The sequence below is a fragment of the Methylobacterium sp. Leaf93 genome, assembly GCF_001422345.1.
Classification (GTDB): domain Bacteria; phylum Pseudomonadota; class Alphaproteobacteria; order Rhizobiales; family Beijerinckiaceae; genus Methylobacterium; species Methylobacterium bullatum.
This window is the reverse complement of the sequence record NZ_LMMS01000005.1, coordinates 68,420-93,825: the sequence shown is the minus strand read 5'-3', so window position 1 is coordinate 93,825 and position 25,406 is coordinate 68,420. Positions and strand designations below refer to the sequence as shown.

Sequence of the window (25,406 nt, the reverse complement as noted above, 5' to 3'; positions counted from 1 at the left end):
TACGGGACGGTCCGCGACTTGTCGCTGGCCGCGCGTTCCCACGGTCTCCGCCGATGCGGGGCCGGATGACGAGAGGCGGATCGGATGGCCGATTGGCGGGTGCAGCGGAAGGCCAGGGACGCGCGGATCGAGCGCGGCCGGGTCCATGCCGAGGGCAAGGTCGTGGCCGCGTCGGCGGTGGTCGACCTGCTGGAGGCGGTGCTGCTGCCGGGCGACCGGGTCTGCCTCGAAGGCGACAACCAGAAACAGGCGGATTGCCTCGCCAGGGGCTTGAGTGCCTGCGACCCGGCGCGGGTCCACGACCTGCACATGGTCCAGTCCGGCATCGTGCTGCCCGAGCATCTCGACATTTTCGAGCAGGGCATCGCCCGGCGCCTGGACTATTCCTATTCCGGGCCGCAAGGCGCGCGCATCGCCCGGATGCTCTATGGCGGGCAGATCGCGCTCGGCGCGGTGCACACCTATCTCGAACTCTTCGCCCGCTACTTCATCGACCTGACGCCCAATGTCGCCCTCATCGCGGGCGTCTCGGCGGATCGTGAGGGCAACCTCTATACCGGCCCCAACACCGAGGACACGCCGACGGTGGTGGAGGCCACCGCCTTCAAGAACGGCGTCGTGATCGCGCAGGTGAACGAGATCGTCGACCGGGTGCCCCGTGTCGACATCCCCGGCGACCGGGTGGATTTCGTGGTCGAGGCCGACCGGCCGTTCTACGTGGAGCCGCTCTTCACCCGCGATCCGGCGGCGGTCACCGAGACGCAGATCCTGATGGCCATGATGGCGATCAAGGGGATCTATGCCGAATACGGCATCCGCCGGCTCAACCACGGTATCGGCTTCGGTACCGCCGCCATCGAGCTGCTGCTGCCGACCTTCGCCGAACGGCTCGGCCTCAAGGGCAGGATCGCCACCCATTGGGCGCTCAACCCGCATCCGAGCCTGATCCCGGCCATCGAATCGGGCTGGGTCGAGCAGATCCACTGTTTCGGCTCAGAAGTCGGGATGGACCGCTACATCCGCGAGCGGCCGGACGTGTTCTTCACCGGCTCTGACGGAAGCCTGCGCTCCAACCGGGCCTTCTGCCAGACGGCGGGGCTCTATGCCTGCGACCTCTTCATCGGCTCGACCCTGCAGATCGATCTCCAGGGCAATTCCTCCACCGTCACCACCAACCGGGTGGCGGGGTTCGGCGGCGCGCCGAACATGGGCTCGGACCCGCACGGACGGCGCCACCCCTCCGACCCCTGGATGAAGGCCGGCGAGGAGGCCGGCGGCACCGGCGATCCGGCGCTACGCCGGGGCCGCAAGCTCGTGGTGCAGCTGGTCGAGACCTTCGGCGACAAGCTCGTCCCGGCCTTCGTCGAGAAGCTCGACGCCCTCGAACTGGCGCGCAAGCTCGATCTCGAACTCGCCCCCGTCATGGTCTACGCCGACGACGTCACCCACATCGTCACCGAAGAGGGCATCGCCAACCTGCTCCTGTGCCGGACGCTCGACGAGCGCGAGCAGGCGATCCGCGGCGTCGCCGGCTACACCGATGTCGGGCGCGGCCGCGACCGGGCCATGGTCGAGGCGCTGCGCGCGCGAAAAATCATCCGCCGGCCGGAGGACCTCGGGATCGATCCCCTCGACGCCGGCCGCTCGCTCCTGGCGGCGCGGTCGATCAAGGACCTCGTGCACTGGTCGGGCGGCCTCTACGAGCCGCCGGCCAAGTTCCGGAACTGGTGAGGGAGCGCCGCCCCATGGAAAAGCTGACCTTCCGGCATCGGACGTCGAAGCCCCTGCCCGGCACAAAGGCCCAGGCGATCACCGGCGTGGTCGCCTCGGGCAACCTCGAAGTGCTGATGGAGCGCAGCCTCGCGCCCGACGAATGCACCGTCGAGATCGAGACCGCGATCAAAGGCTACGGATCGGTCTGGGAGGCGGTGGTCTCCGACTTCGTGGCCCGCCGCCAGCCCGGCGGCCTGCGCATCACCATCAACGATGGCGGGGCGCGGCCCGACACCGTGACCCTGCGCCTGCTTCAGGGCGCCCGGCTGATGGAGGCCGTGTGATGGCGATGAGCCCCGTCTCCCTCTCTGCCGATCCCCTCGACCAGAGCTGGTACGAGGCCAGCGCCCGCGCCCGCCTCGACGCCCTCCTCGATCCCGGTTCGTTCGAGGAGTTCCTCGGCCCCGAACAGCGGGTGATGAGTCCGCACCTGCCCGCTTTCGACCTGCCGCGCGCCTTCGACGACGGCATCGTGGTGGGACGCGGACGCCTTGACGGTTCGCTCGTCTTCCTGGCCGCGCAGGAGGGCCGCTTCATGGGTGGGGCCTTCGGCGAGATCCACGGCGCGAAGCTCGTCGGGCTGCTGCGGGCGGCCCTCGCGGTGAGGCCGGCGGCGGTGCTGATCCTGTTCGATACCGGTGGCGTCCGGCTGCAGGAGGCCAATGCCGGTGAGACCGCCATCGCCGAGATCATGCGCGCCATCGCCGATCTGCGCAGGGCCGGCGTGCCGGTGATCGGGCTGATCGGCGGGCGGGCCGGCTGCTACGGCGGCGGCGGCCTTATCGCCGGCACCTGCTCGCGGCTCGTGGTCTCGGAAGGGGGACGCATCAGCGTCTCCGGCCCGGAGGTGATCGAGACCAACAGGGGCGTGGAGGAGTTCGATTCCCGCGACCGGGCGCTGGTCTGGCGCACCATGGGTGGAAAGCACCGCCGCCTCATCGGCGGAGCGGACGCGTTCGCGGACGACACGATTCGCGCGTTTCGCGATGCCGCCCGCGAACAGATCGGCAAGGCGCCGGCCTTTGACCTCGCCACCCTGGAGGCCGAACAGGCCCGCCTCGAAGCCCGCCTCGACCGGTTAGGCGATGCCCGCGACGCCACCGAGATCTGGAGCCGTCTGGGCGTGAACGACCCGGCCGCCGTGCCGGGCTTGGACACGGACCGGTTCGACGCCCTTCTCGCCCGCCTGCCGGAGGGGCCCCATGACGCTCGCTGAGATCCTGCATTCGCTCTTCCCCGAGGGGCATGGCGTCGAGGTCGTGGACGGCCTCATCGGCGGCGACGGGCCTTTCGGGGCGGGTCGTCTCGCGGTCGTCGGTGTCGACGGCAACACCCCGCTCGGGGTCGAGGGGGCCTGTCTCCTCGCCGGGTGCGTTCTCGATGTGGTGCGCCGGGGTGGCGACACGCCGATCCTCGTGGTCGTGGATTCCGACAGCCAGCGCATGAGTCGTCGCGACGAGCTGCTCGGCCTCAACGAATATCTCGCCCATCTCGCCAAGGCGCTGCTGCTCGCCGATGCCAGCGGCCACCCCACCATCGGCCTCGTCTACGGGCACACGGCGGCCGGTGCCTTCATCGCCACCGCTCTCGCGACACGGGTGCTCGCTGCCCTGCCCGGCGCCCATCCGAGCGTGATGGATCTGGCCTCGGTGGCCCGCGTCACGAAGCTTCCCCTCGACCGGCTGGAGGAGATGGCGACATCCACCTCCGTCTTCGCGCCCGGACTCGACAACATGGTGAAGGCCGGGGCGGTCCACGCGGTGCTCGACCCGTCGACGCCCCTCGGCCCCCAGATCGCGTCCCTCATCGCCGGGAGCTCCACGGCTGATTGCCGCGATGTCCTCGGCGAGGTACGCGGCGGGCGGCTCATGGCCCGTGACATCGCCGGACGGGTGGTGCGGGCGGCGACGGGCGACGCGGCCCCCCGTGACTGAGGACGAGGCGTCGGGGCTCGCCCGCCACGACCTCCTGCGTGTCGATCCGGAATCCTGGGCGCGCCTCCTCGCCGGGCGCCCGGATCTCGACGGCGTTCCCCATCTCGCCGAATGGGCCCGTCGCGGCTGGCCGGTCATCACCCGCCGCCGCGATCCCGGCGAGCGGACGGACCACATCCCCGCCGGCCTGCCGCTGCCGCCTTCCGCCGACAAGCGTCGGATCGGCCTCGCCTTTCCGGCCGCCGACGCGAGCCGGCTTGCACCGGTCCTTCTGGAGAGCGCGCGTGTAACAGCGCCGGAGGCGTGGCGGCCGGTGGTCGATGACGTGCTGGCCCTCGGGAGCGAGTACGGCCTCACGCCAACCGTATTCGGAAGCCTCCTTTGGCAGACGCTCACCGGTCTTCCCTATCTCGGGGCCGGCTCCGATCTCGATCTGCTCTGGCCGGTCTCTGGCCGGGTCGATCCCCGGTTTCTGCAGGCCCTCGCGCGGATCGAGGCGCGCGCGCCCATGCGCCTCGATGGCGAGATCGTCCTGCCCGACGGGGCCGGCATCAACTGGCGCGAACTGCTCGATGCGCCCGAGGGCGTAGCCGTCCTGTGCAAGGGGCGGGAGAGCCTCGCCCTGCGCCCCGCCGCGTCGTTTCTCGCGGGAGTGACGTCATGATCGCCCTCGCCCGCTCTCCGGCATGGGATGCCTGGGCTCCGCTCGGCCCCGGCGACATCGCGGCACGCGCGGTCGCTTCCCTGCGCCTCGAAGTCGAGACCTACCCGAAGCCCGGCCTCGTCAGCCATGTGGATCGCGGCAGCCATGCCGACATGGATGCCGGCACCTTTCGCGCCAGTGCCACGGCCCTCCTGCCCTTCTTCGCCGAGTTGGCGGATGCCGGCGCCGCAGGGGCCGGCATGCCCACCTTGCGCCGGATCGGCATCGAGGCCGAAACCGCCATGCGGGAGGCGACGGGCGGGGTGAACACCCATCGCGGCGCCATTTTCGGCCTCGGCCTTCTCGCTGCTGCTGCGGGTGCCATCGCCCACACGGCCTGCCGCCTGCCGCCGGGAGCGCTCGGGCGCCACGTGAGCGAGCGTTACGGCGACGCGATCCTGGCCGGACCCGTCCTGCTCCATGCGCCGGGTGCGGCGGCACGGCGGCGCTACGGAATCGGCGGAGCGCCCGCCGAGGCTGCGGCGGGATTTCCGACCCTCTACGCGATTGGGCTGCCCGCCCTGCGCCGGGCGCGAGGGCTGCGGCCGGGCGACGAGGAGGCCGCCCGCGTCGAGACCTGCTTTGCCCTGATCGCCCATCTCGAAGATACCAACCTGCTCCATCGCGGCGGCGAGGCGGGCTATGCCTTCGCCCGCGCCACGGCCAGCGCCTTCCTCGCCGGAGGAGGCGTCGCGCGGGACGATTGGCGGGCACAAGCGGAGGCCGTCCATCGGGCTTTCGTCGCCCGTAATCTCAGCCCCGGCGGAAGTGCCGACCTCCTTGCCATGACCCTATTCGTCGATGGACTGGAAACGGCATGAGTCTCGCGGTCCTGCTCTCCGGCCAGGGCGGTCAGCACCCTGCCATGTTCGATCTCGTGGCCGATCATCCCGCCGCTCAGGACGTCTTCGCCGCGGCGACACCCCTCCTCGGCGCCGACCCTCGCGACCTCGCCCGGGCGGGCGGCTCTGCCCTGCACGGGAACCGCACCGGACAGATCCTGTGCTGCGTCGCCGGCCTCGCCGCATGGACCGTCCTGCGGGAGAGGAATTTCGGCCGGGTGGTCCTCGCCGGCTACAGCATCGGCGATCTCGCCGCCTGGGGCTGCGCGGGACGGTTCTCGCCCGCCTCGATCCTGCATCTGGCCGCCGCACGAGCCGAGGCGATGGATGAGGCCAGCGGGCCGGGCTACGGGCTCGCGGGCCTTCGCGGCCTGTCGCGCGCGCGCGTCATGGCCCTGGTCGAGGAGCATGGCTGCCATCTCGCCATCCTCAACGCCGCCGACAGCGTGGTCGCCGGCGGGGCGGTGGCCGATCTCGAATCGCTCTGTGCTCGAGCTCTCGCCTCGGGGGCGGCGCGGGCGGTGCTGCTTCCGGTCCATACCCCCTCGCACACGCCGCTCCTGGCGGCGGCCAGCGCGCGGTTTCGCGCGGCGCTGGCGCGCGCCGAGATCCTGACGCCGTCTCGCCTCGGCCCGTCGCCGCCCCCTCGCCTCCTCAGCGGTCTCGACGGTGCCCCGGTCTTCGATGCCGCCAAGGGGCTCGACAAGCTGGCCGAAGCGATCTCGCAGACCATCGATTGGGCGGCCTGTCTCGACGGCATCCGCGAGGCCGGAGCGCGGGCCGTCCTCGAACTCGGCCCCGGACATGCCTTGGCGACCATGGCGCGCGACGCCATGCCGGGCGCGGCCGTCCATGCCGTCTCCGACTTCCGCTCCCTGTCCGGGCTCACGGACTGGCTCGCGGCGCAGGAAGGCGCGGGCTGAACCGCCCCGGCTTCCGCCGTGAACCGTATGCCCCGCCAGCGCGTTGAGGAGTTAGGCGGAGGCTTGACCATGTCGAGATGGATCTACGGGGCCGGTATCCTGAGTGCCGCGCTGGCGTCGGCGATCCCCTGTGCCGCTCAGAACATGGCGCTGACACCGCCAGCACCCCGGCCGAGCACCGTCCCGAGTGAGCCCGTCCGATATCCCGAGCCTCCTGCGCGACCGCAGCTCCATGCTTTCAGCGGCGAGCTTCCGAACCAGAGGACCGGCCCGATGCGCAACCGTGTGGTCCGCGACATCTGCATCGGCTGCGACCGCTGAATCGGCGGGTCGGGCGAGGGGCGGACATCATCCAGAAACAGAGCGGCGCGAAACGGATCCGCTGCGCTCCGACTTCCCCCAAGCGAGGCGTGGCGGATGGACGGAGCGGTGTGCCGAGGGTGCACCGCCCCGTCCGTCTTCATGACCGCGCGGACGCGTCGCGCGCGAGGAGATGTCCCGAGTTTTCCGCCGGTGGTCTATGGATGTCCCAATGACATCCACCGGAGACGCGTTTGGCTAGCCGCTATGGGCTTGAGATCCGGGCTGCGACCGCTGCCGATGCGGCGGGCCTTGCCGCCCTGTTCCAGGCATCGGGACAGTCCATAGCGGTGAGCGATCTGGCCGAACGGCTGGAGGCCTTGCGCCTTGGGAGCGGGACGGCCCTCATCGCCGTCGAATGGGGGCCGCCGAGCGGTCTCGTCGTCCTGCACTGGTACCGTTCGCTGACGGCGGCTCAGCCCGTCGCCCAGATCACCGGCCTCCTGGTCGGACCGGACGAGCGCCGACGCGGCATCGGCCGTCTCCTGCTGAAGGCCGCGTCGCAGGCCGCCCGGATGGCGGGATGCACCACCCTCGAACTCGCCGCCGCGCCCGGTGAGGAGACTTTGCCGGCCTTCTGCGACAGCACGGGATTCGAGCGGGCCGGATCTTTGTTCACCCGGCCGCTGCGTAAGAAGAGCTGATACCGGTCACTCCGGGAACCGTGCGATTCACCGCGTCGTTGTTTTCGTCGATCACTTCGACCCGATCAAGGAGACCGGCATGACTCGGACTCTCATCCGCACGACCCTCGCCTCGGCATTGCTCCTCGGCCTCACCGGTGCCGCCCTGGCGCGCGGCGGCACCGGCGGTGGTGGCGATGGGCTCTCGCCTTACTCGGCATTGAGCGGCAACGACCGCTCGGCCGGCGTGAACAACGGCAATTACCGCGATCCCCGCCTCGACCCCTATCTGCAGACCTATGGCCGGCGCTACGTCGCTCCCCGCCCTTATGGCGGAGCGGGCGAATACGGCTATCGCCCCTCGCGCCGGGGCTATGACGGATACGTGTACTGACGGGGCGCCGCCCCGCCCTCAAGCCGGAGCCTTATGGGCGGTGGCGTCGCCGTCGCCCGGCTCGATGACGATCGGCTCCACCGTCTCCGGCATGACCTGTGACCGGCATTCCGCCAGGATCGCGTCCGCTCCCTCCTTGCCGATGAGGCCGAGCGAAAGGGCATGCTCGGCCATGATTGTGGTGTCTCCGGCCAGCACCAGGCTGCTGCCGGCCTCGAGGATCGCCTGCGACAGGCGCTCGATCTGCTCGGCCCGGCACGGGTCGCGCGAGACGTTGCGGATATAGACGGCGAGCACGCGACCGGGATTCTCCGAGACGATCTTGGCATAGACTTCCGGGTCGTGCTGGCCGCTATCCCCGATGAGGACGAAGGGCAGGTCGCCGTAGAGCGCCAGCATGTGCCGGATCAGGTCGCGCTTGTGGTCCTCGGCGCGGCGCGGCAGCGGATGGCGCCAGGACAGGCCCCATTCCCGCAGGAACAGCACCGGCCCCGCCGGAATCCCGTGCTGCCGGAAGAACTCGCTGAGCATGTCGTAGATGCCCCAGGGCGCTCGGGAGACGTAGAGCATCGGGTTCGACTGGTCGCCGGTGGCGCCCGCATGCAGCGCCCGGCTCAGGGACGCCGCTCCCGGGAAGGCCACACGGTCCTCCGCATCGGCCACGAACAGCCGCCACAGCATCTTGAGCTTGTTGGCCACGCCCGTATGCATGATCGTGTCGTCGATATCGCTGATGACGACGAAGCGGCACTTCTCCGGCGGAATGAACACCCGCCCCTGCGCCCGCACCGGCGGATCGGCCGCGAGTTCGAGATCCACGACGTGCCAATGGTCCTCGCCGGCGGGCACGTTCGGCGGTTTGAGGCTCACCCGGAAATAGCCGTCGCGGTCGGTGATGGCGGTCGTCTCGGCCCCGCCGAAACGCGCGACGACGGACGCATCGGCGACCTTGCGCCTGCGGATGCGCCGGGCGATGTCGCGGAGATCCGCGGCGATGTCGTCGGCTCCGGGGTCCGGCTCGCGGCGTGCTTGCCGGAAGACCCGGCCGATCAGGAAGATTTCCTTCGTCGAGCCGTAGCCGCGATAGGCCTCGATCACCGTCCCGCCCGTCCCCTGCGCCCGGCGCACTGGGCGGGCGACGAGGGCCAGCAGGCGACCGCCCGCCTTGCGCCAGCGCGGCGTCGCCCGTTCGGGGGTCGGAGGGGGTGAGGTCATGGGCCGGCCCGAAGCAAGACGATCGTGATCGCGGTCAAGCCGCCGTCAGGGCCGAAGGTTGCGCGGGACGGTTCGGTTCGAGCGTCGTCACAGCCGCTCGATCTCCGCCAGCAGCGTGTCGGAGAGGGTGATCCCCTCCTCGGCGGCACGGGCGCGGGCGGCGAAGCGGCGCGTTCCGGGCAGCCGCGCGCCGTCCTGTTCCGCCACCGAGCGGGCCATCACCGCGAAGCGCTCCAGGGCATTGCCGGCAAAGGCCGTGGCATCGATGGCGAGGATGAGCTGGCCGGTGGCGGGAGGCTCGCCCTCGGCATCAAGGAAGGACGTGGCCTCGCTGGCGAAACGCGCTCCGGTGAGGCCGGCGGCGAGCAGTTCCACCATCAGGGCGAGGGCCGTGCCCTTGGCGTCGCCCAACGGCACCATGGTGCCGGCGAGCGCCGCGACGGGGTCCGTGGTCGGGTTGCCCTCCGCGTCGAGGGCCCAGCCCTCGGGAATCGCCTCACCGCGCTGCTTGGCGGTGATGATGTTGCCGCGCGCCACCTTCGACAGGGAGAGATCGACGATGACCGGCTCCGCCCCCGGCAACGGGCAGGCGAAGGCGATGGGGTTGGTGCCGAAGACGGGCCGGGTTCCGCCCCAGGGCGCCATGGAGGCGGGGGCGTTGGCGAACAGGATGGCGACGAGACCCTGCTCGGCCAGGGCCTCCACCGGCCGGCCCGCGGCCCCGCAATGATGCGAGCGGCGGATGGCGGCCGCCGCGATCCCCTGTTTGCGGGCGATCTCCGGCAGGAGGGCGATGGCCGTGTCGAGGGCCGGATAGGCGAAGCCGTGGGCCGCATCGATGGCGAGCAGTCCCGGTTTCGGCCGCGCGCTCGTGACGACGGCATCGCCGACGACCTTGCCCGCCCGCACCTGCTCGCCATAGGCCAGCAGCCGCATGAGCCCGTGGGTCCGCAGCCCGTCGGCTTCCGCCGCGACAAGGGCGCGGGCGACGCTCTCGGCATTAGCAGGCGCGGTTCCGCAGCGGACCAGGGTGTCCGTGGCGAGGCGATGGGCGGCGTCGAGTCGAAGGATCGGCATGGCGTGGCCTTAAGACAGCTCTCCGTGGCCTGTCGAGGGAGAAGTCCGGCTCCGCACCGGGCATCGCCGGGGCCGGCTCTAAGCTGAACGTTCCCGATGGTATGATTTAAGACAAAACAGCCGGCGAATAAGCTGATCTGTGGTCGTCAACCGGCATGTGTCGAATTGTAAAAAGAAAATTTCCGGGGCGTTATTTCGGTGAACCATGTGGGCAGTGCGACGTTATTAGGTCAAGTTCGTAAGACATGAGGAAATAGACTATGCAGATCAAGACATTCGCCATCGCTGCCGCCTTCGCCGTTTCGCTGAGCGGCGCGGCCTTCGCCCAGACGGCCGCTGGCGGCGGAAGCGCCGAAGGCAACATGAACAATCCCGGCAGCGTGAAGAGCAACGGTGAGAAGGGGGCGGAGCGCATGGGCGGCGCCAACATCACCGGCTCTACCATGGCTCCGGGCATGGCGACCGACGTCCCCTCCAATGCGACGCCGGGCGCGCCGGCCGGCTCGAATGGCGGCAACGCCGCCACCGGCAGCGGTGCGGCTCCCAGCGGCAAGTAAGGCTTCGGGGCGCCCGCCACGAAGGCGGAGTGCCGGATGTATGAAGAGACCGCCCCGTCCGCCGAAAGGCAGGCGGGGCGCCTTCATAGGGGGGCCGGAAGGTGTTCGGGCGGCCAGTACATTCTCTCGAAAAACATGTTCGCGATTTATCGGTGATTAACCAACTTCGCGCTGAATGGGAGGCATCAAGGTTGATGGTTCCCTAAAACGACATGGACGATCGATGTGACCTTCGCGGGGCTCTTAGCGGAGCTGGGCGAGGTCGTTCGAGGGCCGTGCGGGCAGGGTACGCGTATCCGAGTACAGCCCGCATGATCGACGATGCGTCCCCCTATCGCCGCCGCCCACGCCGTTCCCGGCCGCGCAGCCGCGTTCTTCTGAAGACGGCCGTCGTCGCGCTGTTCGTCGCGACCTTTCCCCGGTTGACCGGGTTGGACGCGCCAGTGCCCGCCGCGACGGCGCCTTACGCCGGGCGGCAGGTCTTTCCTGAGTCGACGCCCGCCGCCGTCGTCCGCGGTTATGCCTGGATGCTCGACCCCTCCCCCGCCTTGGGTGCGCGGACACCGGACTGGCACGCCTCGGAGCCCATGCAGGTGGCCGGGTTCGCGGCCCCGCAAGCCTCGCCCGTCGAGATCGCGCCTAAGATCGCCCTCGCCGCCGTGGCGCCGGCCTCCTCAGAACTCCCACCCGCTTCACGGCCGCTCCAGCAGACGGCCCGCCTCGTCCAGCCGATGCCCGCCCCGGTGCCGCGCCCCTTCGACCTGAAGCCTCTCCCCCGCGAGCCGCGCCTCGCCACCCGCCGCCCCTCGTCGCGGACGGTGGTGGCGGCCCGCCAGGACGTGGAGGCCGAGCGCTCGTTCTTCGAGACGGTGTTCGGCCGGCGTGATCCCGAACGCAGCCCCGCTCCCGCCCTCGCCTATGCCTCCGCCGATACGGGGGCCATCGATCTGAGCCAGCGCCGGGTCCTCGACCGCGTGCCCGCCACGGCGGGCGGCGGGACCGCGATCTACGATATCAGCGCCAGCACGGTGACCCTGCCGAGCGGCGAGCAGCTGGAGGCCCATTCCGGCCTCGGCCAGCACATGGACAACCCGCGTCTCGTCCATGTGCGGATGCGCGGTGCGACGCCGCCCGGCACCTACGATCTGACCGAGCGCGAGGCCCTGTTCCACGGGGTGCGCGCCATCCGCCTCAACCCAGTGGGCGGCAGCGCCGCCATTCACGGCCGCGACGGCATCCTCGCCCATACCTACATGCTCGGACCGAGCGGCGCGTCCAACGGCTGCGTGGTGTTCAAGGACTACAACCGCTTCCTGCAGGCCTATCTGCGCGGCGATATCCGCCGCCTCGTGGTGGTGGCCGGCCACAAGGGCGACGCACCGGCCTCGTTCACGGCAAGGCTGTTCGGTCGCTGATCCCCGGTCGTCTCCCATCCGGCCGATGCCCGTCCGAAATACTCCTGTACGCCACGAGGTTAGTTCGCGACGCGTCCTGCATGTCGCAGGCTAACCTCGCGGCGTGCCGTGACAGAGTGGCAGTCTTCCCTGCTGAGACGGCGAATAACTTATGTTTGGTCAGGGTATTTTTCGGGGTAAATAGCCTGTCTTAATTCATACAAACCGAATCGCGATATGCTCAAGCTCGCACTTGCTTGAAGCGGTGTCATCGACATTCTGGAACTCATGGACTCGTCTGGTGTTTTCCACCGGAGTCCTCGGCAACGGGGTTCGGCCCCGCGGCGTCAAGGCCGCCAAGGGCGTCCCCGGGGCTCGTCATGACATTCCGGCTTCGAGAGATTGCGCGATGAAAGCACTGTGTTGGCACGGCAAGGGTGACATCCGCTGCGATACGGTGCCCGATCCTCGGATCGAGGATGCGCGCGACGTCATCATCAAGGTGACGTCCTGCGCCATCTGCGGCTCGGACCTCCACCTGATGGACGGCCAGATGCCGACCATGGAGAGTGGCGACGTCCTCGGCCATGAATTCATGGGCGAGGTGGTCGAGGTCGGCCAGGGTTTCACCAAATTCAAGAAGGGCGACCGCATCGTCGTGCCCTTCAACATTAATTGCGGCGAATGCCGGCAGTGCAAGCTCGGCAACTGGTCGGTCTGCCAGCGCTCGAACCGCAATGCCGAGATGGCGGCCGCGCAGTTCGGCTACACCACCGCCGGCCTGTTCGGCTATTCGCACCTCACCGGCGGCTATGCCGGCGGCCAGGCGGAATACGTGCGCGTGCCGATGGCCGATGTGGGACCGATGCTGGCGCCGGAAGGCGTCGACGACGAGTCGCTGCTGTTCCTCACCGATATCCTGCCTACCGGCTGGCAGGGTGCCGAGCATTGCGAGATCAAGGGCGGCGAGATCATCGCGATCTGGGGCGCGGGCCCGGTGGGGCTGTTCGCGATCCAATCCGCCAAGATCATGGGCGCGGAGCGCATCATCGTCATCGAGACGGTGCCGGAGCGGATCGAACTCGCCCGGAAATACGGTGCCACCGACATCATCGACTTCATGAAAGAGGACGTGTTCGAGCGGATCAAGGAGATCAGCAAGGGCGAGGGCGCCGACGGCGTGATCGACTGCGTCGGTATGGAGGCTACCGCCGGCCACGGCGTGGCGGGGATCGTCAGCACCCTGCAGGAGACATTCACCTCGACCGAGCGCCCCTACGTCCTCATGGAGGCGATCAAGGCGGTACGCCCCTGCGGGATCGTCTCGATCCCCGGCGTCTACGGTGGCCCGCTTCCCATCAACATGGGCTCGATCGTGCAGAAGGGACTGACCCTGAAGAGCGGTCAGACCCATGTGAAGCGCTACCTGGAGACGCTGACGAAGCTGATCCAGGAGGGCAAGATCGACATGACCTCGATGATCACTCACCGCTCCACCAACCTCGCGGACGGCCCCGACCTCTACAAGACGTTCCGCGACAAGAAGGACGGCTGCGTGAAGGTGGTCTTCCACCCGAACTGACGGCATGTGCAGGGATATGGCCCGGAACGAGGCCATATCCCGTCATAGGCCCGGGGCTTCATCGTTATCCCCGCGCCAGGGCGTCCTGAAACTCCGCCTCCGGCAGAAGCGCCCCGCCAGTGGTCCAGACCACATGCGTCGCCCGCGCAGGTGCGGCGGCGTCGAGATAGGGCCGGATTGCGGCGAACCCCGCCGCCGCCGAGGGTTCGAGCCGCAGGCCCGGATCGGCCCAGAGGCGTTTTACCCAGGCGAACAACTCGGTATCGGCGACCGTGACCACCGCCTCGATGAGCGGGCCGACCGTGCCGGCCACCAGCATCGAGGCACCCGCCACCGCGAGCCCATCGGCGGCGGTGCGGTTGTCGAGGCCGATCTCGTAGACGTCCACCGGGCGCGACAGGCCGGCTGCGAGCTGCACCAGCATGCAGGGCGAGGCCACCGGCTCCACGAAGATGCAGCGGATGGCGTCGCCGAACAGCAGCTTCAGGCCGAGCGTGACGCCGCCGGGTGCGCCGCCGACGCCGCAGGGAAGATAGACGCAGAGCGGGTGGGCCGCATCGACCCTTATCCCGGCCTCGTCCAGCTGGCGCTGGAGGTCGAAGGCCGCCGCCGCATAGCCGAGGAACAGGTCGACGGAGCTTTCGTCGTCGACGAAATGGGCGTCGGTCCGCCCCTCGAAAGCCGAGCGCGCCGCCGCGACCGCGCTGCCGTAATCGCCCCGATGCTCGACCACCCGGGCGCCGATATCCCGCAGGCGCTGCTTCTTCCATGCCTTGGCGTCGTGGGACATGTGGACTTCGACCGCGAAGCCCAGCGCCCGCGCCATGACGCCGACGCTGAAGCCGAGATTGCCGGTGCTGCCGACCGCGACCGTGTGCGCGCCGAACGCGTCGCGGGCTTGCGGCTCCGCCAGCCGGACATAGGAATCCCCCGGCCGTAGCAGGCCCTTCTCAAGCCCGAGCCGCTCGGCATAGACCAGTACCTCGTAGACCCCGCCCCGCGCCTTGATGCAGCCGGTGACCGGCAGGTCGTGATCGGCCTTCACCCAGACCGCGCCACCCGTCGGACCCGTGATGGCCTGCGCGATAGGGTCGGAGAGGGGCATCAGGGGCGAGTCGATGCGCCCGGTGTCGAGATCGTCGAAGAGGTGGCGCAGCAGTGAGTCGAAGCGGCGCCAGCGTGCCTCCGCCGCCTCCACATCGGCCAGGGAGAAAGCCTGGCTCTGCAGGAATTCGGCGGCCGGCCGGAGATGGGGATTGAGCCAGGTGGTGGGCCGGGCCTCCCGCACGCTCGCCGGGATGGCGTCGAGGGAGGGGGCGGGCGACGTGTCGGCATCCGTGCTCATGCGGTCCGTTCTCCTGTGATCCCGATGGCCCCGGCGTTGTTGCCGCGCTCGATGAACCGGAGAGGCCGCCTCGCGCAAGCCTCGCCGTCAGAGATCCATCGGTGCATTGTCCACCACCTCCTTCATCACGAAGAAGGTCCGCGTCTGCCGCACCCCCGGCAGCGCGATCAGGGTGTCGCTGTGCAGGCGGTTGAAATCCGCCATGTCGGAGACGCGGATCTTGAGGAAATAGTCGAAATCCCCGGCCACGAGATGGCAATCGAGCATGGTCGGCATCGCCTGGGCGGCGGCCTCGAACGCGGCGAAGCTCTCCGGCGTCGAGCGGTCGAGCACGACGCCGACGATGACGAGGGACCCCCGCCCGACCTTCTCCGGCGCGATCCGCGCATGGACGCCGCGGATGTAGCCCTCGTCGAACAGGCGCTGCGTGCGGCGGTGGCAGGTGGCGGCGCTGGTATTCACCCGCTTGGCCACCTCGGCATTGTTCATGCGCCCATCGGCCTGGAGCAGGCGCAGGATCTTCAGATCGATCCGGTCGAGCGATGGCGACATGGAAGAACCTTCCGTATTTTCAGCAGAAACGATAGCTCACACTAAGCTTGACGGGCTATGACCCGCAATCTTGTGGCATAATTCGTCACCATTCGAGAGCACCTTTCACGGGAGTTTTGCTAGCGTTTGGTTCTCACTGATGCGAGGACGTTGCCAAGCCATGCTGTCGAAATTCGAGCGCTATCCCCTCACCTTCGGCCCGAGCCCGATCGAGAAGCTGTCGCGCCTCACCGACCATCTCGGCGGCGATGTCGAGATCTACGCCAAGCGCGAGGATTGCAATTCCGGCCTGGCTTACGGCGGCAACAAGCTGCGCAAGCTCGAATACATCGTGCCCGATGCCATCGCGAGCGGAGCCGATACGCTGGTCTCCATCGGCGGCGTGCAATCCAACCACACCCGCATGGTGGCGGCGGTGGCCGCCAAGATCGGGATGAAGTGTCGGCTGATCCAGGAAGCCTGGGTGCCGCACGAGGATGCGGTCTACGACCGGGTCGGCAACATCCTGCTGTCGCGCATCATGGGCGCGGAGACGCAGCTCGTGGATGACGGGTTCGACATCGGCATCCGCGAGAGCTGGAAAGCGGCCCTGGAGGATGTGAAGGCCAAGGGCGGCAAGCCCTACGCGATTCCCGCGGGCGCCTCCGTGCACAAGCTCGGCGGCCTCGGCTATGTCGGCTTCGCCGAGGAGGTCCGCGCGCAGGAGGCCGAGATGGGCCTGCGCTTCGACTACATCGTCGTGTGCACCGTCACCGGCTCGACCCATGCCGGCATGGTGGTGGGCTTCGCCGCCGATGGCCGCGCCCGCAACGTCATCGGCATTGACGCCTCCTGCACCCCGGCTCAGACCAAGGCGCAGGTGCTCGACATCGCGCAGAAGACGGCCGCCCTCATCGGCGCCCCCGAGATCACGGAAGACGACGTGGTCCTCAACGAGGATTACGCCTACCCGGTCTACGGCGTGCCCTCGAAGGAGACGGTGGAGGCGATCCGCCTCTCGGCGCGGCTCGAGGCCATGATCACCGACCCGGTCTACGAGGGGAAGTCGATGCAGGGCATGATCGACCTCACCCGGAAGGGGTTCTTCCCCAAAGGCTCGAAGGTGCTCTACGCCCATCTCGGCGGCGCGCCGGCCCTGAACGGCTACAGCTACACGTTCCGGAACGGCTGATCGGGACGGTTCACGCCCTGTCGGGCTCCGCTGGCGGCAGGGCGGCGATGAGCTGGCTGAGGAACGCCTGCGCCGCATGCGGCAGCTTGCGGTCCCGCATCAGCTGGACCTGAATGCCGCGCCGCAGGCTCGCCTGTGATTGGATCTGGATGCAGACCAGTTCGCCAAGGCGCACCGGCGTCTGCACCGAGAGGGCCGACATCAGCGCGATCCCCTTCGTCCGCCGCACGAAGGGGAGGAGCGCCGTGAGGATGTTGGAGGTCAGCGTCGGCTCGATGACGATGCCTTCCGCCCGGCAGGCCGCATCGAAGACGAGGCGCGCCGTGGTGTCGAGGGGCGGCATCGCGATCGGATAGGCCTGGAGTTCGCCGATGCGGATCGACGCCCTTCTGGCCAGCGGATGGTCGGGGGCTGCCAGCGCCACCATCTCCACCGTCGCGTCGTAGATCACCGTGACGAGGTTCGTCGGCGCCAGCGCGAAGGTGATGCCGATATCGGCGTCGCCCGCCGCCGCCACCTGCGTGACCTGTGCCGGGGGCAGGACCTGGATTTCGAACCGGATGCCGGGATAGCGGGCGTGGAACTCGGCGATGGCGTTCGGCAGCAGGTCGAGGGCGAATCCCTCCGCGGTGGCAATGCGGATGAAGCCCCGTGCCAGCCCCTGCAATTCCTGAATTTCGGCGGCGACCTGCTCGGCCCGCGCCAGGGTCTGCCGCGCATGCTGGGCCAGCAACTCTCCGGACGGGCTCAACACCATGCCGCGCGGCCGGCGCTCGAACAGGACGCAATCGAGTTCCGCTTCGAGATTGGCGATCTGCCGGCTGATCGCGGATGCGGCGACGTTGAGCTGAACGGACGCCGCCGCGATGGACCCTGTCCGGGCCACGGCGAGGAAATAGCGCAGGCCCGACATCTGCATGAACACTTCCCCATCGCCCCCGGCTTCGCGCCCATTGCCGAAACGGCACGGCAAGCTTCGACAAATTCTACTTGTTGCGATGCAAAATGCACAACATCATGGCACGACGAAAAAAGCGGCAGGACGGGCGCGAGTGTCCGTCGCGATGTCGCGACCCGAAGGGATGCAGATCATGGCGAGATACCTTCCCGCGGCAGGCACCACACTCGCTCTCCTGCTGACGACGTTCAGCGTTCCGGCGCTCGCCGGCAAGGCCAACGATACCCTCGTCTATGCCTCGGATACCGAGCCGGAAAACGTCAGCCCGTATCACAACAGCGCCCGCGAGGGCGTCGTGCTCGCCCGCAACGTCTGGGACACCCTGCTTTACCGCGACCCGAAGACCGGCGCGTATCAGCCGATGCTCGCCACCGCCTGGAAATGGGTCGACCCGACGACCCTCGAACTCACCCTGCGCGAGGGCGTGACCTTCCATAACGGTGATGTCTTCGGCCCCGAGGACGTGGCCTTCACCTTCAACTACGTGCTGACGCCGGAAGCGCGCACGGTGACGAAGCAGAATGTCGACTGGATGAAATCGACGGAGGTGGTGGACGCCAAGACCGTCCGCATCCACCTCAAGACCGCTTTCCCCGCCGCCCTCGAATACCTCGCCGGACCGACGCCGATCTTCCCCGCGGCCTATTTCACGAAGGTGGGCCTCGACGGTTTCGCCAAGGCTCCCATCGGCACCGGCCCCTACCGCATCACCAGCGTCGAGAACGGACGCGGGGTGAAGATGGAGCGCAACGCCAAGTATTGGCCCGGGAGCCCCATCGGGATGCCCAAGATCGGCAAGCTCGAATTCCGCGTCATCCCCGATGCCGACAGCCGTATGGCCGAACTCGTCACCGGCGGCATCGACTGGATCTGGCGCGTACCGAGCGACCAGGCCGACCAGCTCAAGGCCGCGCCCAACGTCACCGTGCTCAGCGCCGAGACCATGCGGGTTGGCTTCCTGCAATTCGACACGCTCGGCCGCGCCAAGGAGAACTCGCCGCTCAAGGATCCCCGCGTCCGCCAGGCGATCTCCTACGCCATCGACCGCAAGGCGATGGTGGACAACCTCGTCCGCGGCGGCAGCCGCGTCATGAACGCGGCCTGCTTCATCGACCAGTTCGGCTGTACCGACGAGGGCGTGCCGCGCTACGGTTACGATCCGGCGAAGGCCAAGGCGCTCCTGAAGGAGGCCGGCTATCCCGACGGGTTCGAGATCGATCTCGGCGCCTATCGCGAGCGCGACTACGCCGAGGCCGTCATCGGGTATCTCCGCGCCGTCGGCATCACCGCCCGGCTCAACTACCTGCGCTACGCGGCGCTGCGCGACATGATCCGGGGCGGCAAGGTCTCCATCGCCTTCCAGACCTGGGGCTCGTTCTCGGTCCTCGACGTTTCCGCCTTCACCGGCGTCTACCTCAAGGGCGGCGACGAGGACCTGACCAAGGATCCCGAGACCATCGCGGCGCTCCAGGCCGGCGACGGCGCCACCGATCCGGCCGCGCGCAAGGTGAAATACGCCGAGGCGCTCAAGCGCATCGCGGCTCAGGCCTACATCCTGCCGCTGTTCTCCTACTCGACCAACTACGCCTTCACCTCGGACCTGACCTTCACGGCGCAGCCCGATGAGTTGCCGCGCTTCTACGCGGCAAGCTGGAAGTAAGGGTTCCAAAGGCGCCGGCTCTGTCAGCAGACCGCGTCCCTCTCCCCCTTGTGGGGAGAGGTCAGGAGTGGGGGTGGTCGGGCGACCCTCGCTCAGTCGAGGCTGGCGGAGCGACCCCCACCTCCAATTCCTCCCCACAAGGGGGAGGAGGGCCGCGTTGCGACTGGCCCAACCGAACGAGGACTATGGCCCATGCTCAGGTTCATGCTGCAACGCATCCTCGTCGCCATCGCGGTCGCCGTGACGGTGTCGGTGGCGAGCTTCATGCTGCTGCACCTCTCCGGCGACCTCGCCGCCGCCATCGCCGGTCCCGAGGCCACCTCCGCCCAGGTCGAGGCGATCCGGGTCCAGTACGGGCTGAACCAGCCGATGCTGGCGCAATTCACCGCCTGGGCGTGGAAAGCGCTGCATTTCGATTTCGGCAATTCCTTCTACTTCCGGGAAAGCGTGGTCGATCTCCTCGCCTCCCGCATGCCGATCACCCTGTTCCTCGGCGTGGTGGCGCTGGCGGTCGCCCTGTTCGTGGCGATCCCGCTCGGCGTGCTGGCGGCGGTGAAACGCGACACCTGGATCGACCGGCTCGCTCTGTCGGTCTCTGTGCTGGGCCAGGCGATGCCGAGCTTTTGGTTCGGCCTCACGCTGATCATGGTCTTCTCGGTGAACCTGCGCTGGCTGCCGGTCTCGGGCAACACGACCTGGAAGCACTTCGTGCTGCCGGCCGTCGCGCTCGGCTACTACGCCATGCCCGCCGTGATGCGGCTCACCCGCAACGGCATGTTGGAAGTGCTGGCCTCCGACTACGTGCGGACGGCACGGGCCAAAGGTCTCCCACCGCGAAAAATCCTGATCCGGCATGCGCTCCGCAACGCCGTGATCCCGGTGATCGCGCTGGCTGCCGTGCAGTTCGGCTTCATGCTCGGCGGCTCCATCGTGATCGAGGCGGTGTTCTCGCTCCAGGGGCTCGGGCAGCTCGCCTGGGAATCCATCGCCCGCAACGACTTCCCCGTGGTGCAGGCGATCGTGCTGGTCCTGGCGATGATCTACATCGCCCTGACGCTGGCCGCCGACCTCCTCAACGCCTTCCTCGATCCCCGGCTGCGCCAATGACCCTTCAGCCGTCTTCCTCCCCGGTGGCTCCCGCCCTCCCCTCGGCCGATCTGCTGGTCCAGGCTGCTCCCCTGCCCGAGGCGAACGCGCCGCTGCCGGCGTCGCGCTCGCCCACCGCGCTCGCCCTCCGGCGCGGCCTCCATCACGGCGGCTTCATGATCGGGGCGGTGATCCTCGGCGTGATCGTCCTCGCGGCCCTGGCCGCGCCCCTGATCGCCCCGCACGACCCCTATGCCCAGGACGTCTCGCGCCGCCTGATCCCGCCGATCTGGAACGCGAAGGGGAGCTGGGACCACGCGCTCGGCACCGACAAGCTCGGGCGCGACTATCTCAGCCGCCTGATCTACGGCAGCCAGATTTCGCTCCTCATCGGGATCGCGGCGGCCTGCATCTCCGGCCTGATCGGCACCGTGCTCGGCATCTGCGCCGGCTATTTCGGGGGCAAGGTCGATGCGGTGGTGAGCTACGTCGTCACCACGCGCCTCGCCATGCCGGTGGTGCTGGTGGCGCTCGCCATGGCCTCCCTGGTGGGCGGCTCGCTCAAGGTGGTGGTGCTCGTGCTGGGCCTGCTGCTGTGGGACCGTTTCGCGGTGGTGACGCGTGCCGCCACCCGCCAGATCCGCGACCAGGATTTCGTCGCGGCGGCCCGCGCCGCCGGCTTCTCGAACGCCCGGATCCTGTTCCAGGAGATCCTGCCCAACATCTTCAACGCGCTCATCGTCGTGGCGACCCTGGAGATGGCGCATGCGATCCTGCTGGAGGCGGCCCTGTCGTTCCTCGGCCTCGGCGTCCAGCCGCCCCTGCCCTCCTGGGGGCTGATGATCGCCGAGGGCAAGCCGTACATGTTCTTCCAGCCCTGGGTCATCACCATCCCGGGCGTCGCCCTCCTCGTCCTCGTGCTCGCCATCAACCTCCTCGGCGACGGATTGCGCGACGTCACGGCACCCGAGGGGCGGCGCTGAGCGCTCCCCATCCCCTCGCATTCCCACCCAACTCCGCCCACCCGACACAGAGTGGATCCATGTCCCGACACGATGCGATCGCGCATGCCGCGCGCCACTACGACGGAGGCGGTTTCCGCGCCGTCCTGCAGGATGCCGTCGCCCGCCCCACCGAGAGCCAGACCACCGGGCAATTGCCGGCGCTCCAGGCCTACCTGTCCGACTTCCTCATGCCCGCCATCGCGCCTCTGGGCTTCACCGGCCGCATCCTCGACAATCCCGACGGCGAGCACGGCCCCTTCCTCATCGCCGAGCGGCACGAGGGCGACGACCTGCCCACCGTGCTGATCTACGGCCACGGCGACACCGTGCGCGGCTATCCCGACCAATGGCGCGCCGGCCTCGACCCATGGGCGATCGTCGTCGAGGGGGACCGCTGGTACGGCCGCGGCACCGCCGACAACAAAGGCCAGCACATCATCAATCTCGGCGCGCTCGAGGCGGTGATGGCGGCCCGGGGCGGGCGTCTCGGCTTCAACACCAAGCTCCTCATCGAGATGGGCGAGGAATCCGGCTCGCCGGGCCTGCGCGACCTGTGCCGGGCCGAGGCGTGCGCCCTCGCCGCCGACGTGCTCATCGCCTCGGACGGGCCACGGGTGAGCGCGGAACGCCCCACGCTCTTCCTCGGCTCGCGCGGCGGCTACACGTTCGAGCTCGTCGTGAACCTGCGTGAGGGCAGCCACCATTCGGGCAATTGGGGCGGCCTGCTGCGCAATCCCGGCACGGTGCTGGCCAACGCCATCGCGACCCTGGTTAATGGGCGCGGCAAGATCCTCCTCGATGCCCTGCGGCCGCCCGCGATCCCCGAGGGCGTGCGCGCCGCGCTCGCCGACATCACGGTGGGCACCGACCCCACCGCGCCGAGGATCGACGAGGAATGGGGCGAGCCCGGCCTCAGTGCGGCCGAGCGCGTCTTCGGCTGGAACACCCTCGAAGTGCTGGCCTTCAAGACCGGCGACCCGGACGGTCCGCTCAATGCGGTGCCACCCCACGCCAAGGCGACGCTGCAGCTGCGCTTCGTGGTCGGCACCGACTGGGAGGGCCTGATCCCGGCCGTGCGCGCCCATCTCGATGCCAACGGTTTCCCCATGGTCGAGGTGCGGGCTGCCCGTTCCGAAGTGTTCCGCGCCACCCGGCTTCCCGTGGAGGATCCCTGGGTCGGCTGGGCGCTGGCCTCCATCGAGGCCAGCACGGGCAAGCGCCCCGCCCTGTTGCCCAATCTCGGCGGCTCGCTGCCCAACGACGCCTTCTCCGAGATCCTCGGCCTGCCGACCCTGTGGGTGCCGCATTCCTACCCGGCCTGCCTCCAGCACGGGCCGGACGAGCACCTGCTCGGGCCGATGAGCCGGGAGGCGCTGATGCTGATGGCGGGCCTGTTCTGGGATCTCGGCGAGACCGGACCCGGCATCCTGGGCAAGCGCGCCGCGAAACGGGAGACCTGACCATGAGCGAGCCTGTCGTCAGCATCCGCAACCTCACCTTGGCCCTGCCGAAGGGAGCGGACCGGCCGCATGCGGTGGAGGATCTCTCCCTCGATCTGATGCCGGGCAAGATCCTCTGCGTCGTCGGCGAATCGGGCTCGGGCAAGTCCATGAGCGCCTATGCGCTCACCGGCCTGCTGCCGCGCGCCCTGACCCCCGTCGGCGGCAGCATCCTCTTCGAGGGGCGCGATCTCCTCACCCTCGGCGAGCGCGACTGGCGTGCCTTGCGCGGTCGCCGCATCGCCATGGTGTTCCAGGAGCCGATGACGGCGCTCAACCCGGTCATGCGGATCGGCGACCAGATCGCCGAGATGTTCGAGGCGCACGGCCTCCTCACCAAGGCCGAGCGGCGGGCCAAGGCCATCGCGCTCGCCACCGAGGTCGGCTTGCCCGATCCGGCGCAGATCGTGCGCGCCTATCCGCATCAGCTGTCGGGCGGACAGCGCCAGCGCGCGATGATCGCCATGGCCCTGGCCCTCGAGCCCTCGATCCTCGTCGCCGACGAGCCGACCACGGCGCTGGACGTCACCACCCAGGCGCAGATCCTGAAGCTCGTCCGCGACCTGCAGCGGCGGCGGGGCATGAGCGTCCTGTTCATCACCCACGATTTCGGCGTCGTCGCGGACATCGCCGACCATGTGGCGGTGCTCCAGCGCGGCAAGCTGGTGGAATCGGGCTCCGCCGACGAGGTCCTGAGGAACCCGCAGCATCCCTACACCAAGGCGCTGCTGGCGGCGGTGCCGAGCATCGTGCCGCCGGAGCGCGCATCACGGGAGGGCGCGCCCATCGCCCTCTCGGCCATCGGCTTGACGAAAACCTACACGTCGCGCCGGGGCATGTTCGGGCCGCCGCGCATCGTCCACGCGGTCAAGGAGGTGGCGTTCGACGTCCGGCGCGGCGAGACCCTGGGGCTCGTGGGCGAATCGGGCTCGGGCAAATCCACCACGGCGCGCCTCGCCATCCGGCTCATCGACCCGGACCGGGGCACCGTCCGCCTCGGCGCGCTGGATTACACGGCTTTGGGGCCGCGGGCGCTCCGCGCCGAGCGCAAGCGCATCCAGATGATCTTCCAGGACCCCTTCGCCTCCCTCAACCCGCGCCGGACCGTGGAGCAGATCATCACCGCCGGGCCGATCGCCCATGGCGTTCCGGCCCACGAGGCCAGGGCGCGGGCTCGGGAACTCCTCGATCTCGTCGGCCTGTCGCCGAGCGCCGCCGAGCGATATCCGAACGCCTTCTCCGGCGGCCAGCGCCAGCGCATCGGCATCGCCCGGGCGCTCGCCATGGAGCCCGACGTGCTGGTCGCCGACGAGGCCGTCTCGGCCCTCGACGTGTCGGTCCAGGCCCAGGTGCTCGACCTTCTCGAGGATCTGAAGCAGCGCCTGAACCTCGCCATGCTGTTCATCACCCACGACCTGCGCGTCGCCGCCAAGATCTGCGACCGGATCGCGGTGATGCATCGCGGCGAGATCGTGGAGCAGCGGCCGACCGCCGACCTGTTCCGCCGGCCGGACCATCCCTACACGCGGGATCTGCTCTCGGCCGTGCCCGGCCTGCAGATGGACGTGGCCTGACGCGTGAGGGGCGCTACTTGCGCCAGGCGTCGATCCAGGACGTCACCGGGTCGACCACGTAGGACAGGAGCGAGGTGGCCCAGCCCCTGGCCCTCGCGCCGATCGATGGCTTGCCCTGTCGACGGGCCTCGGCCTCTGCCGCCTGGGCCACCAGCATCGCCGAGACGTAACTGTTCTCCAGGGTCTTGCATTCGGCCAAAGCGGCCTTCTGCGCGGCATGGGTCGGCAGGCCGGCGGGTTGCCCGGAAAAGGCCTGCCGCACGCATTTGTGCCAGCGCCGCTCAAGGAGATCGAGATCGGTCCCTGCGGCTGGCGCGTCCTGAGCCATCGCCTCCTGAGCCATGGCTCCCGCCGATGCCGCGACGCCTGCCACGAAGGCAGCCGCCATCAGGGCATGAGTCGCTGCCCGGCGCCCTGGTCGAGGATACGTCGCCGGCCGAGGCTGGCTAGCGGGCAAGGGCCCGCGTCTCGTCGAGGACGGCTTCCACCGCAGCGATCGCATTTTCCAGCTCCGCGATGCGGCGCAGCGTGCTGTCCGCCGGCATCGTGTCATGCTCCGCCGCTTCCAGGATGAGGGCGCGCTGGCGGGCTTTGAGACGGTCCAGGAGAGATTCGAGCTTAGGCATGAGCCGCACTTAACCGCACGTTGCGCGATCGACAACATTTGTTTGCAAGGAAATTGACGTGCTCTTGGTGAAAACAGACCTTGAAACACAAGATTCCATCGGAGTGTGGCCAAGATGAACTAACGGCTGCGTATTTCACCTCCGCCATCGGGCGTCCGGCGCGGGCGGCTCCGATTCGGCGCTGAACCTTTCCCACGGCCGCGGGTTCACAAAGCCTCGAAGCAAGCCCCGGAAACCGTGATTATGTCGAAGACGATGTCAGCCGACTTCAAGAGCCGCCGCGATGCCGAGACCGCAGTCGAGCACATCGTCCAGGAACACGGGATCGACCGGAGCGCCGTGACCATCGCCCCCGCCGGTGACGACAACACCGCCGGGACCGAGGCGGCGCGGGCCGATATCGAGGATGGCCGCCTGAAGGAAGGCACCGAGGGCGAGCCTGCCCTGGAGGGCGAGATCCGCGTCACCGTCGCGTTCGACGACGGGCTGACCGAAAAGGTGATGACGTCGTTCGAGACCTATGGCGGACGCGCGATCGACGCCGCCTGATCCGC

At 68.9% G+C, this 25,406-nt stretch carries 26 protein-coding genes; 19 read left to right on the top strand and 7 right to left on the bottom strand.

The genetic code is table 11. The features are described from left to right. The first annotated feature begins 84 nt into the window (after positions 1–84). The 9 genes from mdcA to ASF26_RS06330 all read left to right on the top strand — a co-directional run bounded on the left by mdcA (position 85) and on the right by ASF26_RS06330 (position 7,552). Entirely contained in the window at positions 85–1,731 is a 1,647-nt protein-coding gene (mdcA, locus tag ASF26_RS06370; protein ID WP_056251027.1) for a malonate decarboxylase subunit alpha, read from the top strand. Between the two features lie 14 nt (positions 1,732–1,745). Continuing rightward, the gene (gene mdcC / locus ASF26_RS06365) at positions 1,746–2,057 is read left to right on the top strand and encodes a malonate decarboxylase acyl carrier protein (protein ID WP_056251022.1); all 312 of its coding nucleotides are present in this window, start codon (positions 1,746–1,748) and stop codon (positions 2,055–2,057) included. Beyond that, entirely contained in the window at positions 2,057–2,989 is a 933-nt protein-coding gene (locus tag ASF26_RS06360) for a biotin-independent malonate decarboxylase subunit beta (protein ID WP_056251019.1), read from the top strand. The genes mdcC and ASF26_RS06360 overlap by 1 nt, the downstream gene beginning before the upstream one ends. Next, positions 2,976–3,707: a biotin-independent malonate decarboxylase subunit gamma gene (mdcE, locus tag ASF26_RS06355; protein ID WP_056251015.1), complete on the top strand. Its 732-nt coding sequence runs from the start codon at positions 2,976–2,978 to the stop codon at positions 3,705–3,707. The genes ASF26_RS06360 and mdcE overlap by 14 nt, the downstream gene beginning before the upstream one ends. Next, positions 3,700–4,371 carry a malonate decarboxylase holo-[acyl-carrier-protein] synthase gene (gene mdcG, locus ASF26_RS06350; protein ID WP_056251011.1) on the top strand — a complete coding sequence of 224 codons (672 nt, stop codon included), beginning with the start codon at positions 3,700–3,702 and terminating at the stop codon, positions 4,369–4,371. The genes mdcE and mdcG overlap by 8 nt, the downstream gene beginning before the upstream one ends. After that, positions 4,368–5,231: a triphosphoribosyl-dephospho-CoA synthase MdcB gene (mdcB, locus tag ASF26_RS06345; RefSeq protein WP_056251008.1), complete on the top strand. Its 864-nt coding sequence runs from the start codon at positions 4,368–4,370 to the stop codon at positions 5,229–5,231. The genes mdcG and mdcB overlap by 4 nt, the downstream gene beginning before the upstream one ends. After that, a complete protein-coding gene (locus ASF26_RS06340) occupies positions 5,228–6,175 on the top strand; it encodes an acyltransferase domain-containing protein (protein WP_056251005.1) in 948 nt (315 codons plus the stop codon). The genes mdcB and ASF26_RS06340 overlap by 4 nt, the downstream gene beginning before the upstream one ends. 554 nt (positions 6,176–6,729) lie before the next feature. Beyond that, on the top strand, positions 6,730–7,179 hold the full coding sequence (locus tag ASF26_RS06335) for a GNAT family N-acetyltransferase (RefSeq protein WP_026175858.1): 450 nt from the start codon (positions 6,730–6,732) through the stop codon (positions 7,177–7,179). 79 nt (positions 7,180–7,258) lie between these two features. Then, positions 7,259–7,552 (top strand): hypothetical protein, encoded by a 294-nt coding sequence (locus ASF26_RS06330; RefSeq protein WP_056251004.1) that lies wholly within the window; start codon positions 7,259–7,261, stop codon positions 7,550–7,552. A gap of 18 nt (positions 7,553–7,570) precedes the next feature. On the opposite strand, the gene ASF26_RS06325 is transcribed toward ASF26_RS06330, so the two are convergent. After that, the gene (locus ASF26_RS06325; RefSeq protein WP_056251003.1) at positions 7,571–8,767 is read right to left on the bottom strand and encodes a phosphatase domain-containing protein; all 1,197 of its coding nucleotides are present in this window, start codon (positions 8,765–8,767) and stop codon (positions 7,571–7,573) included. 87 nt (positions 8,768–8,854) lie between these two features. Then, on the bottom strand, positions 8,855–9,844 hold the full coding sequence (locus ASF26_RS06320; protein ID WP_056250999.1) for an Ldh family oxidoreductase: 990 nt from the start codon (positions 9,842–9,844) through the stop codon (positions 8,855–8,857). A gap of 260 nt (positions 9,845–10,104) precedes the next feature. Between ASF26_RS06320 and ASF26_RS06315 the strand changes: the two genes are divergently transcribed. The 3 genes from ASF26_RS06315 (at position 10,105) to ASF26_RS06305 (ending at position 13,377) form a co-directional block, all read left to right on the top strand. Then, on the top strand, positions 10,105–10,401 hold the full coding sequence (locus ASF26_RS06315) for a hypothetical protein (RefSeq protein ID WP_056250996.1): 297 nt from the start codon (positions 10,105–10,107) through the stop codon (positions 10,399–10,401). Between the two features lie 311 nt (positions 10,402–10,712). Beyond that, positions 10,713–11,816, top strand: a complete 1,104-nt coding sequence (locus ASF26_RS06310) for a tlde1 domain-containing protein (protein ID WP_056250993.1) — start codon at positions 10,713–10,715, stop codon at positions 11,814–11,816. 388 nt (positions 11,817–12,204) lie between these two features. After that, positions 12,205–13,377 (top strand): zinc-dependent alcohol dehydrogenase, encoded by a 1,173-nt coding sequence (locus ASF26_RS06305; protein ID WP_056250990.1) that lies wholly within the window; start codon positions 12,205–12,207, stop codon positions 13,375–13,377. Positions 13,378–13,441: 64 nt separating this feature from the next. Here the strand turns inward: ASF26_RS06305 and ASF26_RS06300 are convergent, their stop codons facing one another. Both ASF26_RS06300 and ASF26_RS06295 read right to left on the bottom strand, forming a co-directional pair. Next, entirely contained in the window at positions 13,442–14,722 is a 1,281-nt protein-coding gene (locus ASF26_RS06300; protein WP_056250988.1) for a D-serine ammonia-lyase, read from the bottom strand. A gap of 87 nt (positions 14,723–14,809) precedes the next feature. Continuing rightward, complete coding sequence (locus ASF26_RS06295) at positions 14,810–15,274, bottom strand: Lrp/AsnC ligand binding domain-containing protein (protein ID WP_056250984.1); 465 nt, start codon at positions 15,272–15,274, stop codon at positions 14,810–14,812. Positions 15,275–15,434: 160 nt separating this feature from the next. On the opposite strand from ASF26_RS06295, the gene ASF26_RS06290 reads away from it, so the two are divergent. Beyond that, on the top strand, positions 15,435–16,445 hold the full coding sequence (locus tag ASF26_RS06290; protein ID WP_056250980.1) for a 1-aminocyclopropane-1-carboxylate deaminase: 1,011 nt from the start codon (positions 15,435–15,437) through the stop codon (positions 16,443–16,445). Between the two features lie 10 nt (positions 16,446–16,455). Here ASF26_RS06290 and ASF26_RS06285 read toward each other — a convergent pair whose 3' ends face one another. Then, positions 16,456–17,364, bottom strand: coding sequence for a LysR family transcriptional regulator (locus ASF26_RS06285; RefSeq protein WP_056251121.1), 909 nt, complete (start codon positions 17,362–17,364; stop codon positions 16,456–16,458). Between the two features lie 163 nt (positions 17,365–17,527). Here ASF26_RS06285 and ASF26_RS06280 point away from each other — a divergent pair, with 163 nt between their 5' ends. From ASF26_RS06280 to ASF26_RS06260, 5 genes are all read left to right on the top strand, one after another. Beyond that, on the top strand, positions 17,528–19,063 hold the full coding sequence (locus ASF26_RS06280) for an ABC transporter substrate-binding protein (RefSeq protein ID WP_156462894.1): 1,536 nt from the start codon (positions 17,528–17,530) through the stop codon (positions 19,061–19,063). 192 nt (positions 19,064–19,255) lie between these two features. After that, positions 19,256–20,170, top strand: coding sequence for an ABC transporter permease (locus ASF26_RS06275; protein ID WP_056250977.1), 915 nt, complete (start codon positions 19,256–19,258; stop codon positions 20,168–20,170). Continuing rightward, on the top strand, positions 20,167–21,132 hold the full coding sequence (locus tag ASF26_RS06270; RefSeq protein WP_200925892.1) for an ABC transporter permease: 966 nt from the start codon (positions 20,167–20,169) through the stop codon (positions 21,130–21,132). Before ASF26_RS06275 ends, ASF26_RS06270 begins: the two co-directional genes overlap by 4 nt. Before the next feature lie 59 nt (positions 21,133–21,191). After that, complete coding sequence (locus tag ASF26_RS06265; protein ID WP_056250974.1) at positions 21,192–22,613, top strand: M20 family metallopeptidase; 1,422 nt, start codon at positions 21,192–21,194, stop codon at positions 22,611–22,613. Between the two features lie 2 nt (positions 22,614–22,615). Continuing rightward, entirely contained in the window at positions 22,616–24,226 is a 1,611-nt protein-coding gene (locus tag ASF26_RS06260; RefSeq protein ID WP_056250969.1) for an ABC transporter ATP-binding protein, read from the top strand. A 13-nt stretch (positions 24,227–24,239) separates the two neighbouring features. Here the strand turns inward: ASF26_RS06260 and ASF26_RS06255 are convergent, their stop codons facing one another. After that, positions 24,240–24,614 (bottom strand): hypothetical protein, encoded by a 375-nt coding sequence (locus ASF26_RS06255; RefSeq protein ID WP_056250965.1) that lies wholly within the window; start codon positions 24,612–24,614, stop codon positions 24,240–24,242. A 58-nt stretch (positions 24,615–24,672) separates the two neighbouring features. Beyond that, entirely contained in the window at positions 24,673–24,852 is a 180-nt protein-coding gene (locus ASF26_RS06250) for a hypothetical protein (protein WP_056250959.1), read from the bottom strand. Positions 24,853–25,095: 243 nt separating this feature from the next. On the opposite strand from ASF26_RS06250, the gene ASF26_RS06245 reads away from it, so the two are divergent. Next, on the top strand, positions 25,096–25,401 hold the full coding sequence (locus ASF26_RS06245; protein WP_056250956.1) for a hypothetical protein: 306 nt from the start codon (positions 25,096–25,098) through the stop codon (positions 25,399–25,401). Positions 25,402–25,406: the final 5 nt, after the last annotated feature.